The organism is Paenibacillus sp. JNUCC32 (genome assembly GCF_014863545.1).
Taxonomy (GTDB): domain Bacteria; phylum Bacillota; class Bacilli; order Paenibacillales; family Paenibacillaceae; genus Paenibacillus_AQ; species Paenibacillus_AQ lautus_A.
Window position 1 is genome coordinate 4,107,931 of sequence record NZ_CP062260.1, and the last position, 14,178, is coordinate 4,122,108.

Consider the following 14,178-nt stretch of genomic DNA (forward strand, 5'->3'; position numbering starts at 1 on the left):
CGTCTCGTCTATTCTTCCAGAACCGCCGCCCCTTTGCGGTACCGGTTCGGCGACACCCCCATCACCTTCTTAAAGGCCGTGCTGAAATAATGCTGGCTGTCATACCCCACCCGCTCCGCGATGTCCAGGATGCTCAGCTCGGTGGCGTTGAGCAGCTGGATCGCTTTCTGAATCCTCGTCTGGGTCATGAGCGTGATAAAGGACGTGCCCAGCTCTTTCTTTAGCGTCCGGCTCAGATAGACCGGCGATACCTGCAGGGCCTGGGCGAAAGATTCCAGCGTCAGCTCCCGAACGGCATACTGTTCCTGGATGAGCTGACGGGCACGCCGTACCAGCGGAGACAGCTGCGCCTCCTTGAATACCCCTTCCCGGCAAGCCTCGTAGGCGGCCGCAACCGCGCCGTCCGCCCCTTCAGAAACCGGCTCCAGATGTATGTTCACGGCCAGCTTCAAGTACTTCTGGATCAACTGCTCGGCATCGGCCGCAATCTCCATATCCGCTTCTCCCCAGCAGCAAATGCCGATCCAGCCGGTATGGTCCCGGAACAAAACGCAGGGTGCGGGATGAAACAGCTCGGCGATTATATTTTCCATCGCGAACAGATACAGCTGGCGGTCGCTTTCCTTCATCAACGGCTGCGGAGCCGTCATCTCCGGCCATCTGGCGATGCCGATCCGGGTGGGACGGCAAGGCGGCAGTCCCAGGAACTCCAGCTGCTCGATCGCCTCCTCCTCATCCAGCAGGCCATGCATCCATTCGAGGCAGAATCGTTCCCGAAGCAGCGGAATGTTCTTCTCGATTTGCTCCGACGCCTTCTTCAGGTAGCTTTCCTGGATTTGATGGTCGTTCAGCTCATCCCGAACGCTGCGGAGCACCTGGATCAGATGCTCCGCATTCACCGGCTTCAAAATATAATCCTTTACCCCGAGCCGGATCGCTTCCTGCGCATAAGCAAATTCGTCATGTCCGGTAATAATGACGAACCGGCATGCGGGGCGTTCTTCCTTCATTCGCTTCATGAGCCCGATGCCGTCCAGGAACGGCATATTCATATCGACCAGCATAATGTCAATCGGCTGGCTGAGCGCAAGCTCCAGCGCTTCCTCGCCATCCTCCGCTTCGGCAGCCACTTCCATGCCGAGTGCCCCCCAGTCGACCGCATCCCGAATCCCTTCGCGGATAATCGGCTCATCGTCGGCAATCAAGACTTGATACGCTTTCTTCATCGTGAGTCTCTCCCATCATGATCGGAGGACGAAGGAACGGCATGCAGCAGCGGATGCGTAATCCGTACCGTGGTTCCCTCGTTCTCTATACTGTCAATCATAATTCCGTACGTCTCCCCGAACGTTAACTTGATACGGGCCTGCACATTCAGCATACCGTAGCTTCGGCTTGCACCCGGCCCTTCTTCGTGAGGCGCCTCCATGGCCGTTACCGGATCGGCAAGCTGCCTGCGAAGCGCCTCCAGCCGCTCCGCAGGCATACCTGCCCCGTCATCACGTACGGCAAGCACCAGCGCATTATCCTCAACTTGTGCTTGGATCCAGATTCGCCCCGGGCCTCTCCGGGCCTTAATGCCGTGGTATATCGCGTTCTCCACCATCGGCTGGAGGATAAGTTTCAGGACGTGCAGTCTCTCGGCTTCAGGGGATAGCTCCATCTCAACCTGCAGCCGGTCGCGGTAACGCGTCTTCTGGATCTGCAGGTAACTGCTGATATGCGTCCATTCGTCGGACATGGGAATGATATCATCGCCTTTGCTGAGTCCGATCCGAAACAGCCGCGACAAGGATTCTACCAGATCCGATACGTCATCCGCCCCTTTCTTGCGGGCCATCCAATGGATCGTATCCAGCGTGTTGTACAGAAAATGCGGCTTAATATGCGCCTGCAGGCTGCGCAGCTCCGCTTCGCGCTTCTGCCTCTCCCGCAGCTCGCTCAGCTTCATCAGCTTGCGGATCTGCAGGAGCATGCGGTTAAAGCTGCGGCCGAGCATGCCCACCTCATCCTGCCGGTTTCCCCAGTAGCGGATCGTCAAATCCCCGGATTCGGCTTTTTGCATGAAGGACATAAGCTGCCAGATCGGCCTGGATATGGACTGCGAAAGCGTGTAGGACGCCGTAACCCCAAACAAGCACACTATAAACAAGAAACAGATCATATAAAAACGAATCTCCCGCACTTCATACACCGATTCGCTGGTTGGAAATACGCCGATCGTCCGCCAGCCGGTAAAGGAGGACGTGCCGTATATCAGTTGCAGCCGTTCCCCGTTCACCTCGCGGATCAAAGCGCCGCTCTCCTCTTCCGGAAACCACGATGGCGGAATGGACGGGATGATGGAATCCTCCGGGGTATAAATGCTCGAGCCGCCGGCCTCTGCCACCATCAAATATCCGCTTTTCCCGAGCGTGACATCCCGGACCGCCCTGGCAACCGCCCGCAGCTTCAAGTCGATCAATACCGCACCGGTCACTTCCCTCGTATCCGGATCCACAAACGAGCGTACGACCGACACCAGCTCCTCGTTGGCGTAATGAACGTGGGTGGTGACGTTACGGTCTGCCGGATGGCCGAGCACGGTAAAAATCCCTTCGTTTAATACGGCCTCGCGGTACCATTCTTCCTCCGTCAAATTCGCCGGACTGCGCGCGTACATTTCGTTACTGATATAGGCTCCTTCGCGATTGACCAGAAGAATGGAGGCGATTTCCGGATACAGCGTCGTGAAGCCTTGAAGGTATCGCTTAATCTCGTAGTTTTCCTCATTATCCTGCTTGACCGGGGACGTTTGCGGGCGATAGGTTCCCGAAGGAACATCGGCTCCTACCGCCGGCTTATCCCCTTGAATGTCCCCTTGCAGAAACCGTTCCGTGCGAGGGTCGAAGCCGATCAAATACGTAATGTTCTGCAAATTCTCCATATCATTGTCCAGGGTCTGGTTGACCTTTCCGATCAGTTGAATGGTATTCGAGGTTACCTGCTGGTCCACAATGCGGTTTACCGTCCAATTGACAAGAACGCCAAGGGCGATTGAAGGCAGGATCCCAACCATGAGGAACAGGATGACCAGCTTGTATCTCAGCGGCAAATCCCCGAACCGCAGCCAACGGGAAATGCCTTTGCGCCAGGATTCCACTCTGTTATTTCGCATAATAATCATTCACATTCTCTCGGGTCACAATCGAGATTCCGGTGTCCACCCGCACGGGAAGCGGCGACACGTCATTCCCGAGCGTCGGGGCCGGTACGGTAAGTCCGTGATGCAGGTGAAATAAATACTGCAAGGACCAGTAGCCCATGTTCCAAGTACCCTGGGCGATCGTAGCCGCGATGGTTCCGTCGGAAATCCGGTCCAGCGTCCCCTTGTTCGTATCGAATCCAATGATGGTCACCCGGCCCGCCTTACCCGCGCCGATAACGGCATCCGCCGCGCCCATTCCGCCGCTGGCCTCCGTCACGAAGATCCCTTTGAGATCCGGGTGCTTGCCCAGCATGTCAGCCGCAGCCTCTTTGGCAACGAGGGTATCCCCTTTTCCTTCCCTGATCTCCACCACGGACATGGAAGGATATCTCTGCGCCAACGTGTCCCGGAAGCCCTCCGAGCGGTCGTCATGGTTCTGCTGCCCGGGCTGGGTCACAATTCCGATTTCGCCTTCCCTGCCGAGAAGCTGCGCCATCTTGTCCGCGGCCGCAACCCCTGCATTGTAATTGTTGGTTGCAAGAAAAGAATACGCTTTGCTGTCAGGTGCATCCGCATCGAACAGGACGACCGGAATCCCGGCATCCACGGCCTTATTGATCGTGGACGTCAGCGCCTTCGAATCGATGGCCGACAAGGCGATGCCGGCCGGACGCTTCGCGATGACCTGCTCCAGGACGGTAATCTGTTCCTCCACGTCATATTGCGTGGACCCGCGATAATCGACGGTTACGCCGAGCGCGTCCCCTCCATCCTCGAAGCCCTTCAATATATTTTTCCAATATTCCATCCCCGATTGAAATGTGACCATGACGTAATTCTCGCCCATGCTGCCGTGCAGCCCGCCTTCCTCCCAGGCCGAGGAGCGCTTGTCTTCCAGCCTGTACATGAACACATAGGTGAGAAAAGCCAATATAAGAGCGCCGTAAACCAGCATCATCTTCTTCATGAATGAGTCCCCCGATTCTTGATCCTTCGTGTGCCATCCACCAGTTGCAACCGGTTACATATCGTATAATGAATATACTGCAATTCTCTGAAAAAGATCAAACGCTTGCTAGAATTTGGCAGCGTACAGCAGCAAAAAACAGGCTGTTCCAGGTTCCCCTTAACCATGTTCACAGCCTGTTTCTATGATTTCAAGCATCTGCATTTCGTTCCTGCATGAACGAGGCTTGGATTGCCCGTACAGCTCACTTAGCCGGATAGATGCTAATGCCGTGCATAAATAAACTCACCACGTGACGCGCAAGATCCTCAGGAGTCCGCTTGCCTGTCAGCAGCTGCTGGGAGGTCAGCCTTTCGATGACGCCGACCAGGCACTCCGCAACGATGTGCATGTCGGAATCACGGTCAAAGTACCCGTCCTGCTGCTCTCCCTTCAGATTTTGCTCGATCATGGCTGCCATTTCAGCCTTTACGATGACGGAATCATCCCCGATAAAAAAACCGATTTGCGTCAAATCCGGGTCCTTGCCAAGAAACGTGAACAACCCCGTAAGCACGCCAAGCAAACGCCCGGTCACATGAGCCTCATCGATTCCGCTCTCCAACCGGCTTCCCTCGATCAGGCCTTTAAGCTCCGAACGAAATTTCTCCATCAGCTCCCTGAAAATCGCCTCTTTGCTCTCAAAATACAAATAGAATGACGGCTGCGTCAATCCTGCCCGGGAAACGATGGTGCTGATCTTGGTCTGATGGTATCCTGACTTCGCAAATTCATTGGCGGCAACAACCAGTAGTCTTGCCCGGCTTTCTTGTCCGTTCGCACCCTTCTTCCGCAAAGCTATCCAACCTCCGAATCTACCCATGATGTATGTATGCTAGTTACCCTTCATTATACTCTATATCGGAAAGTTGCTGCTACACATAAAGTGTCCCGCCTGAACCGAAGACTTTACATCGCCCCCGGAACGTTATAACGTAAAAGGGATGAGATGCTTAACGTTTCAGCCAAAAAGGAGATTACTCACATGCAGGAACATACCCAATCCAACTCGGTAGATACAATCGAGTCATATAGCTCGGCCCCGCATTCCTCCAAGCGCGTGCTTATCGTCACGGCGGTTGATGCCGAAAAAGATGCCGTGTTGCGCGGCCTAAAGAATGCGTCCGGATTCGAGGTTATCGCGGGAGGAGTCGGTCCGGCGGCAACGGCGGCCGCGACTGCCCGACGGTTGATGCAAACCTCCTACGATTTCGTTGTCAGCGCAGGCATCGCCGGAGGTTTTGCCGGTCAAGCTGAGGTTGGCTCCATCGTCATTGCGGACCTCATCCTTGCGGCGGATCTCGGATCCGAAACCGAAGACGGCTTCAGCAGCGTTCAGGAGCTCGGCTTCGGAACGGATCGGATTCCGGTCGATGCTGCCGCGGCCGGCAAGCTCGTCGAGGCCTTGGAGGATGCCGGCGCCGCCGTGACCCATGGCCCCGTGCTGACCGTATCCACCACGACGGGAACGGCGGCGACGGCCGCCAGCCTTCTCCGCCGGGTGCCGAACGCCTGCGCCGAAGCGATGGAAGGGTTCGGCGTAGCCACCGCTGCCGCTGCAGCCGGGGTACCCGTGCTTGAGATCCGTACCATATCCAATCAGGTCGGTCCGCGGGACCGCGGCGCATGGAAGATCAAGGAGGCGCTGCAGGCGCTTGAGACAGCAAGTTCATTACTACCGGAGGTGCTACGATGAAAATCGCTTTTTCCCCTTGCCCCAACGACACATTTGTATTTCATGCCTGGGTTCACGGTCTTATTCCCGGTGCTCCCGAGCTTGATGTATCCTATGCGGATATCGATATCACCAATCATTGGGCGGCCGAGGATCGGGAACATGACATCTTGAAAATATCCTATGCCGCACTGCCCTGGGTGTTGGATGAATACGCCCTGCTGCCCTGCGGGGGAGCGCTCGGCCGCGGTTGCGGGCCTCTCGTTCTGACGGCGGACAAGCTGACCGACGGAAAGACCCCGGACAGTCCGGCAGCGCTGTCCGGCCGGCGAGTAGCCGTTCCGAGCGAGCGCTCCACGGCTTATCTGTTGTTTCGCCTGTGGGCCGCCCAAAACGTACCCGGGGGACTCGGCGAAATCGTGGTGATGCCGTTTGACCAGATCATGCCGGCTGTCCGCGACGGTGCCATCGATGCCGGGCTGGTCATTCACGAAGCGCGATTCACGTACCCCTCCTACGGATTGAAGCTGATGACCGATCTCGGCAGCTGGTGGGAATCCGATACGAATCTGCCGATCCCGCTGGGAGCGATCGTGGCCCGAAGGTCGCTGGATCTGGCCAGCATCTCGAGCTGGATCCGCTCCTCGGTCGAATACGCCTGGGAACATCCCGGGGAATCCCGGGATTATGTCCTCCGGCACGCACAGGAAATGGACCCGGACGTCGCCGATGCCCACATTGACTTATATGTCAATCCATTTACCGCAGAGCTGGGCGAAGACGGCTATGCAGCAATTTCCGCCCTGCTGAACCGCGCAGCCGATGAAGGGCTCGTGCCGCGGATCGATCCCGCGCTGCTGAAACGTCCGGAATAGCCAGAAGATAACCATCTAACGACATCTTCTCTTGAAAGACCGACTGCATGGCAGCGGAAGTCTTTCCAGCGAGAGTAGGAGGGGCTCCCTCCGAAGTCAATACTATATTTCTCTAAAAATAGAGGAACGCCCCTGAGCCCGGCCAACCGTGTCCGGCTTCTCTTTTGGCGTTCCTTTTTTTCCTGCCTGCGAATCGTTTCATCCGAACTTTCCAAGTCAGAACTCGTTCCTCGATATCCAATCATGCAGCTGCCTGTAAATTCCGATAATTTCATCCATGGGCATCCTCACCAGCCCGCTGGACGATGGAGCTACAAACTCATGGACGCCGTCTACGACGGAGTCCGGCTGGATTCCCCAGTCCGCCTTGGCCTTGCCGCTGTATTCGGTATACACGCCCTTGCCGACAAAACAGGCAACCTCCGGTCTGTATTCCTCCAGCTTCTTCCGCAGCGTCTCTCTTCCGAGCCTATACTCTTCGCGGGTAATGTCTTCCGCGCCCCGGGTGGGCCTGGCTACAATATTGGTGAATCCATAACCCAGTTTAAGCAATTCCCCGTCCTCTGCGGCTTCATATAAGCGTGGAGTCAAACCGGACTTATGCAGTATCCTCCAAAAATTGTTGCGCGGGTTTGCGTAATGGTGCCCCACTTCGCCCGATCGCAGACTCGGGTTAAAGCCGATAAATACAAGGGTTAATCCATAATCCAGATGATCGCTGACTTCGTCCAAGCTTGATTCCTCCTCATCATCTAATCTGGGTCCCCTTAAGTTTAATGAGAGCTCGATGCGGCGGCGCTGTTGTTGCGTTTGCGTATTTGGTGAATGCCCATCACGACGGCAACGAGCTCCCAGTCATCGAGAACATCGCTCTCATTCTGCAGCTGATAGGCTCCGGCTTGGAGCCAGCCGCTAATGCGGGAAAATTGGGCGATGATCCTTCCGGTCTCATCCGTTATTTCATATTCATTGGAAAAGGCAGGCGAAGTGATCTCATACACGCCACGCGCCCCCGCATCGTATTCGAATTTTTTCGTAAAGAAACTCATCCGCATGCGCAGCAGACCCAGTTCTTCCCCATTGCCGCCCGTGATATTCCATTTGTTCGAGAAGAATCGGAACGAGCCGCTGCATACGGCCTCTCCCCCGGCGTTATACACGTCCAGCGAGGAGCCGAAAGCGCTCTTCAAGTCCAAGCTTCCTATTACGCGGCCTTCCCTATCCATAATATCTGTTATCCCCGAGCTAAAAAAGTTATCCTTAAAATACAAATGCATGCCCCTGCTCCCCTTCCTCGATTTCCTGCATCCCTGTTATTCATACAACGATTTGCAGGTTAAATTGTTTCAAATTTTTGCGGGAAATTCGGGAACCGATCCATGTTTCAATTGTCTAATATTCGAGGTGATGCTATTGGAGACCCTTAAATCTATGGTAGCCGTGAATGATCCAAGCACGCTGCTGAGCGGCTGGATGGAGTCCTTCGGCCAGGACGTGTGGAACTATGCGTTCTTCTTAACGAAACGCAAAGATGCGGCGGACGATATCAGTCAGGACGTGTTCCTTAGGGCTTATAAGCACTGGAATGATTTTGAGGGCCGAAGCTCGGTCAGAACGTGGCTGTTAACCATCACCCGCAATCTTTCCCTGAACTATCTCAAATCCTCCTTCATGACAAGGGTGTCTTTAACCGGCTGGATCACCTCCAAGCAGACCGAGCCTTCCGCGGAAAAAGAGTTCATGGATGCTGCGGCCGTCTCGCAGATCTGGAAATGCGTGATGGAGCTGCCGCCCAAATACCGGGAAGTGCTGATCCTGGAATTCCACTATCAGCTGCCGCGAAAAGAAATGGCCCAACTGCTCGGCCTATCCGAAGGAACGATCAAGTCCAGACTGCACCGGGCGCGCGCCCGGATGGAAACGATGTTGAAAGGAGCGGATATCCCATGAAAACCGAACAAGAGCCGCAGCCGGATTGGATGCAGGAGCTTGCTTCCCCTCCGTTCAACGAGCCGATGTTCACCGCGAAGATGAAATCCGATGTATCGCAGAGCGCCGCAAACGGCGCCATAAGCCGTAAACGACGAAGAGCTCCAAGGCGTCTTATCAGCATGACCGCGGGCGTATTGGCGCTGCTTCTCATAGCGGCGGTATGGGGATGGCGCGAGTCCCCTGCGCTTCAACGGATGATCCCCATCCAGGGCTGGGGATACGCTGCCAAGTGGACTCCCCGAAGCGTATACACGGTGGATGGCGTGGATAAACTTCAGGTTTTTCCGGGCGGGGAAGCTGCCGCGGGCTCTCCGGCCGGAGCCTGGTGGAATTTATTAACCCCGATCCAAGAACTTGAAGGGAAAACGATCAGCATATCCGCCGTTCACCGAGATACGGGAACTATCATCGAGGAGCTTGCCGAGACAAAGATTACCTCCGATATGGCTTACAATGACTTAACGCGAGTTTCTTCCCGCTTCGCTCTGCCGCTTTCCGGTTTATGGCGTTTCGACGTGATGGTGGACAATGAGAAATATGGCGATATCGTTATCGATGTTCCGGATAGCAGTTGGGAGCCGAGCCCGAGCTTCGTGTCCGGCAGTTATGCCATGAGCGGCGTCGAAGGACGCTTGGGCTTTATATATCCAGACCTTATCGCTGGCAAGCCGAACAAATACATGTGGCATTTCTGGGGGCTTGACGAAGAATTAACGGGGGATCTGGTCATCACCGCCGTGAAACAAAATTCGTCCGAGATCATTGATGTATTTAAGGTTGGCGGTTTAAGGCCTTCGCCCTTAAACGGTGCCGATGCAGCCATACCCACCTCCATGTCGCTGCCTTCGCCTGGACTTTGGCGCATTATGGTCTCGATCGACGGTCAATTGTTCGGCAGCGTCATTGTCGAAGTTGCTAAACCTTGAATTTGGGATGCCGCAAGATACATGATCCGCGGACCGTTAACACATGCATGCCTCATGGCAAGCCTCCTCTTGCAATCATGGAGGAAGCCGCTGCCTTGACCCTGCCGTGGAAATGAACGGATTCCATTAAATAAGGCTGCCCCGGTCCGTAGAACATCTACGGAGAACCGGGGCAGCCCTTTCAAGAGGAATATGACGGTTCATATTCCTTTTGTTCCATCAGCCAAGACGCATTATTTTGCTTCCAATGCTTCCTTCGGCACTTCGATTTTGCTGATTTCGTTATGCTTGGAGTAGGCGCTCTTCATTTTCATATCCAAGGAAACCTTCTGACCCTCGGCTTCCATTGCCATCACCATGTCCAAATCCGTTGTTACAGGCAGGTAAGATTCCTTCTGCACGCCATAAGTAATATGAATGCTCTTGATATCCATTTGGTCCATCATGGCTTCCATCTGCGGATCGTTGCCCGCTTGGCTCATCATAGACTTGGCAAGCTCCTTCAGATTGTCGCCGGAGACATCCGCCGTCAGGACGTATGCGTCTCCGTCCTCCGTTACTTTGAAGTCCTTAGCGAGGGTCTTGAATTGCTCTACCTGCTGCTCAGGACTCGCACTGCTCGGATCCAGGCTGTCGCGGATCTCCTGCTCCGATTCCTTCGGAACCTGCATCCATTGACCATCCATGAGCATGTAGATGCCGTCTTCCGTTATATACTGCTTCATCTCGACCTTGCCTTCCGGCGAATCCATCACGACGTTCTGCATCATCTCCACCGGCTCTAGCGTAAGCTCCGAATCGAGCGACATATCAACGTTTTGCTCCTGTTTCTCAGGGCCTTCAACAACGATGTGCTGCTTGACATCGGCTTTCATGGCAAAGCTCTTCAAGTTTTTCGAAGCTTCGGCCGATTTTTGAAGAAGCTCGTCAGCGGTCGGCAAAGCCTCCTCCTTCGGCTCTTCTTTAGCCGGCGGCGTCTCTGCCGGAGTCGTCGTCCCTTGTTCCGCTGCAGGCGGTGTTGCGGCATCATCTGCTGCTTTGTTGTCTTTGCCGCATGCCGTCATGCTCATAACCAAAATTGCCCCTAGTAATACTGCTGTCCACTTCTTCAATCCAATTTCCTCCTAAAATATGTATTCCGGATTACTTACCCATTCTATACGATTTGTAACATCCGTTGATCAAAATTTCCGAAAAAGGTACACTAGACCTAATTCTGTTCAGGAGGCGTGCTCGATTGGAAAACATTCTGATTACCGGATATCGAGCCCATGAGCTCGGTATTTACAATAACAAACATCAAGGCATTCCTTATATACGCAAAGCGATCGCCAATCGTCTGGTTCCGCTTCTGGAGGAAGGCCTCCAGTGGGTAATCACCCCCGGCCAATACGGCGTGGACCTCTGGGCCATTGAGGCGGCAATAGAACTAAAGTCCCAATACCCTCACCTGAAATGCTCCATTTTGACGGCATACCAGAATCCCGAAGAACAATGGAACGATGATAAAAAAGCTTATTTTCAGGAAGTCATGAAGGGGGTAGACTTCTATGCGCCGGTCAGCAAGAGTCCTTACCAGGGGCCATGGCAGTTCACGGCCAGAGACGATTTGCTCCTCCGCAAAACCGATGGCATTCTGCTCGTTTATGACGAAGACGGCGGCGAAGCCAGCCCCAAGTTCATCAAAGAACGCGCGCTGAAGAAGCAGGCCGCGGACGGCTACCGCTTCATCAGCATCGGTTCCGAGGAAATACAAGCGGTTGCCGACGAAGAGAGCATGTCGCAGGATGATTACTAGGTCGGCCGCCCTCCGGTTACCACTTCGATCCGCCGGACGAATTGTTATTGTCCCAGCTTGATCCGCCGGACGAATTTCCGGATGACGAATCCCCCCAGCCGGAACCGCCCGAGGAATGCGAGGAACCGGAGGAGCTTCCCCAACTGGAGCCCGATGGCCGGCTGCTGTTCTGTGCTGCCGCTTTGCGGGCGTCCGCCGCGGCTCTTCGCGCTTGATCGGCCGCTCTTTGGAGCTGCTGGGCCGCCCTGCGCTGCTGCTCAAGCATTTCCTGATGGCGAATCTCCCTTTCTACCCGATCGATATATTCCGCGATATTCAACAGTTCATGCGAGGCTTCCGCATACATCCCCTGCCCAAACAACTGCTCGACCCGGAGCCGATAAGACTTGTAATTTTTCTTGAATCCCCTGCTGGCCCTCCGCGAAACTTGTTTGAAACGCTGCTCGACCTGCACGGATAATCGTTCGGCTTCCTCCTTCTGACGTACAATGTCTTGGACCCCGTAGGCAAAATTCTCGGCATCCTGGGTACAGCTCCTCGCTGCGCTCTCCAGATAATCCAGATCATACAACGGGGATGAGAGCGAACCGCCCACGGTCTGTACATTTCTCCAAAATGAATCAGGCAGCCCCAACAGAAGCGAGTGGTTGCTCGTGACGACGTTGTGAATCTGCAGGGTCTTCTGCTGACTGACAAACACTTCCTGAGCCGCCGCCAATTCATGGCGTACAGCTTGCAGCCGATCATCCAGGCCTTCCAGCGTTTCCTTCATTTCCCGTACCCATTGCAGCACGCGGGCCATCGTCATCGATTCGTTCTCAATGATCTCGCTCGCCTCTTCGAACTCCTGCACCTCGTCGTGCGTCAAGCGTTCGGCCTCCGGAAGTTTACCGTCCGCCATGCGGACCTCCTGGGATTCCTTCGCCAAAGCCTGCTCCCAGCTTTGCCAATGTCTCGGTACATACTGGCTTCTGCAATGATTCAGCATCGATTGCAGCACGGAGCTTTCGTTATGAAATTGTTGTATTTGCCCATACAACCGATCCAGATCGTTTCGATTCTGCCTTCTCAGCTCCGCCTGCCGTCTAGTCATGCCCAGCGCCTCTTTCAGCATAGCGTGCGCACGTTCCGAAGACTTGCGGACTCCCCCCATATTCCCTTGACGGAGATAATTTTCCAGTTGGTTCATCTGCTCCCGGGCATCATCCAGCCGCTCAAAAGGCCGGACCTTGATCCGATACAACTGGTGGGTTTCTATGATCTTAACAATCTCGGCGCGAATAGCCGCCGACTGATCCGAAAATTCATGAGCTTCCTTAACATAAACAGCCACGTCTTCGATGTTGCTCTTGCTCATGGAGTGCTTCTGCTCGGCTGCCTTTAGAACCTCCTGCGCCTCCAGTGGGTCAAACAGCTGAAGCTCGACGGCGCGCTGAAAATCTTGTTCCAGCCCTTCAAGCTCTTGGTACAAGATCGGGAAGGGATATCCCGTATCGGCTGCTGTCCGGTCAAGGGTTTGCTTAAGCACCGTGTAATCCGCGTGCAGCTCCGTGGTTCTCCCTTTCGCCGTTTTATCGGCATGCTCGATGACGGTAATCCGGTTATCTTCGGCCTCGATCCCATGCTCCAGCCGATCGGCGATTTTCGAAAACCGCTGGATGGCTTCATCCATGGAAGAATAACGCAGGATGAAAATCCGGGTCTCCTGCAGCTCGGTTTTACTCTCTGCGGCAGCCACCATAAACTCGGACAAACGATCTGCGATTTCCTGCACAGCTCTGCCTGTCTTGCCTTGAGCAATCCCCCGATAGGCGCCTACCTTCTCGAGACTTGCGTTGCATTTGACCAGCAATTCAGCGAACTGCTCCGAAATCATGGACAGTTTGCGCTTTTTAAGGTAACCCCTGATCAACATTAAGATCAGCATGATTCCCAATCCACCAGCAACCATTTCGATCCATGGGAGCTTCGGAAACTCGATCTTCAGAGGAGCGGCGGTATCTGCCGTGGACGTTGACCGGGTTGTTTCATCCGTGGATTTGACGCTCCCCTTGTTCTCGGGTGCCGGTGATACCGCCTCGGCCTTATGATCATCTCCCTGAACGGGATCTTCACCGGCGGGCAGAGCTGCCAGGCGATGGACCTGGTGGATCATGCTCGCGCTGGCCTTCGAGAAACTTCCCTCCTTCGCATGCGGTATGAAATAAGCGTCCAGCATGGCGGTTATGGCGGAACTACCGGTACCCTTCCCCTTACTCCTGCTCCATTCGTCGATGGCTTGCTGCAGCCGCGGATTGTTAAAATTGAATTCCACGCTCCGGTCTCCCGAAGAGATCAGCAGCAAAACATCCGCCGTGCCCAAATTCCAGGCATCGTACGCTGCATTGGCATAATCCGTCGGACTTTGACCTTCGAAACTCGGAACCGTCAATACAAAGACATCGATCTGCTCCCCTTTGGCGATTTTACTCAAATACTGCCGCTGCGACGAATCAAACAGGCCGGCCGTATCTCGCACCAGCCCTTGTTTGGACGGAATACCCGCAGCCCATACCGATGTGCCGGTCCCTATGATCAGAACCAGCAAAACAATCAACCATCGCATACGTTTCATTTCAAGCCTTCTCCCCCATTCGCTACAAACAAAAAACCTTTCTATATATATCGGATATTCAGGCCAACATAAAAAGCCATCTTTCAATTTTGCTCACGCTGGCTA

The 14,178-nt window shown here is 54.6% G+C and carries 13 protein-coding genes; 5 read left to right on the forward strand and 8 right to left on the reverse strand.

Annotated elements, in window-relative coordinates; translation table 11 throughout:
* Positions 1 to 8: 8 nt before the first annotated feature.
* The 4 genes from JNUCC32_RS18520 to JNUCC32_RS18535 all read right to left on the reverse strand — a co-directional run bounded on the left by JNUCC32_RS18520 (position 9) and on the right by JNUCC32_RS18535 (position 4,989).
* Positions 9 to 1,226, reverse strand: coding sequence for a response regulator transcription factor (locus JNUCC32_RS18520; RefSeq protein ID WP_192569409.1), 1,218 nt, complete (start codon positions 1,224 to 1,226; stop codon positions 9 to 11).
* Positions 1,223 to 3,166 carry a cache domain-containing sensor histidine kinase gene (locus JNUCC32_RS18525; RefSeq protein ID WP_430623442.1) on the reverse strand — a complete coding sequence of 648 codons (1,944 nt, stop codon included), beginning with the start codon at positions 3,164 to 3,166 and terminating at the stop codon, positions 1,223 to 1,225. Before JNUCC32_RS18525 ends, JNUCC32_RS18520 begins: the two co-directional genes overlap by 4 nt.
* Entirely contained in the window at positions 3,147 to 4,154 is a 1,008-nt protein-coding gene (locus JNUCC32_RS18530) for a substrate-binding domain-containing protein (RefSeq protein WP_096775289.1), read from the reverse strand. Before JNUCC32_RS18530 ends, JNUCC32_RS18525 begins: the two co-directional genes overlap by 20 nt.
* Before the next feature lie 244 nt (positions 4,155 to 4,398).
* Positions 4,399 to 4,989, reverse strand: coding sequence for a TetR/AcrR family transcriptional regulator (locus tag JNUCC32_RS18535; protein ID WP_192569411.1), 591 nt, complete (start codon positions 4,987 to 4,989; stop codon positions 4,399 to 4,401).
* 189 nt (positions 4,990 to 5,178) lie between these two features.
* Here JNUCC32_RS18535 and JNUCC32_RS18540 point away from each other — a divergent pair, with 189 nt between their 5' ends.
* Together JNUCC32_RS18540 and JNUCC32_RS18545 are read left to right on the forward strand one after the other, a co-directional pair.
* On the forward strand, positions 5,179 to 5,889 hold the full coding sequence (locus tag JNUCC32_RS18540) for a futalosine hydrolase (RefSeq protein WP_192569412.1): 711 nt from the start codon (positions 5,179 to 5,181) through the stop codon (positions 5,887 to 5,889).
* On the forward strand, positions 5,886 to 6,743 hold the full coding sequence (locus JNUCC32_RS18545) for a 1,4-dihydroxy-6-naphtoate synthase (protein WP_009591617.1): 858 nt from the start codon (positions 5,886 to 5,888) through the stop codon (positions 6,741 to 6,743). The genes JNUCC32_RS18540 and JNUCC32_RS18545 overlap by 4 nt, the downstream gene beginning before the upstream one ends.
* Positions 6,744 to 6,959: 216 nt before the next feature.
* Here JNUCC32_RS18545 and JNUCC32_RS18550 read toward each other — a convergent pair whose 3' ends face one another.
* Together JNUCC32_RS18550 and JNUCC32_RS18555 are read right to left on the reverse strand one after the other, a co-directional pair.
* A complete protein-coding gene (locus JNUCC32_RS18550; RefSeq protein ID WP_096775285.1) occupies positions 6,960 to 7,475 on the reverse strand; it encodes a mismatch-specific DNA-glycosylase in 516 nt (171 codons plus the stop codon).
* 41 nt (positions 7,476 to 7,516) lie between these two features.
* Positions 7,517 to 8,020 (reverse strand): LURP-one-related family protein, encoded by a 504-nt coding sequence (locus JNUCC32_RS18555; protein ID WP_096775284.1) that lies wholly within the window; start codon positions 8,018 to 8,020, stop codon positions 7,517 to 7,519.
* A 154-nt stretch (positions 8,021 to 8,174) separates the two neighbouring features.
* Here JNUCC32_RS18555 and JNUCC32_RS18560 point away from each other — a divergent pair, with 154 nt between their 5' ends.
* Positions 8,175 to 8,693, forward strand: coding sequence for an RNA polymerase sigma factor (locus JNUCC32_RS18560; protein ID WP_009591721.1), 519 nt, complete (start codon positions 8,175 to 8,177; stop codon positions 8,691 to 8,693).
* A complete protein-coding gene (locus JNUCC32_RS18565; protein ID WP_192569413.1) occupies positions 8,690 to 9,661 on the forward strand; it encodes a DUF4871 domain-containing protein in 972 nt (323 codons plus the stop codon). Before JNUCC32_RS18560 ends, JNUCC32_RS18565 begins: the two co-directional genes overlap by 4 nt.
* A gap of 233 nt (positions 9,662 to 9,894) precedes the next feature.
* Here the strand turns inward: JNUCC32_RS18565 and JNUCC32_RS18570 are convergent, their stop codons facing one another.
* Positions 9,895 to 10,773 (reverse strand): DUF6612 family protein, encoded by an 879-nt coding sequence (locus tag JNUCC32_RS18570; protein ID WP_192569414.1) that lies wholly within the window; start codon positions 10,771 to 10,773, stop codon positions 9,895 to 9,897.
* A gap of 125 nt (positions 10,774 to 10,898) precedes the next feature.
* Between JNUCC32_RS18570 and JNUCC32_RS18575 the strand changes: the two genes are divergently transcribed.
* Positions 10,899 to 11,459: an SLOG family protein gene (locus tag JNUCC32_RS18575; protein WP_192569415.1), complete on the forward strand. Its 561-nt coding sequence runs from the start codon at positions 10,899 to 10,901 to the stop codon at positions 11,457 to 11,459.
* A 16-nt stretch (positions 11,460 to 11,475) separates the two neighbouring features.
* On the opposite strand, the gene JNUCC32_RS18580 is transcribed toward JNUCC32_RS18575, so the two are convergent.
* Positions 11,476 to 14,073, reverse strand: a complete 2,598-nt coding sequence (locus tag JNUCC32_RS18580) for a TPM domain-containing protein (protein ID WP_192569416.1) — start codon at positions 14,071 to 14,073, stop codon at positions 11,476 to 11,478.
* Positions 14,074 to 14,178: the final 105 nt, after the last annotated feature.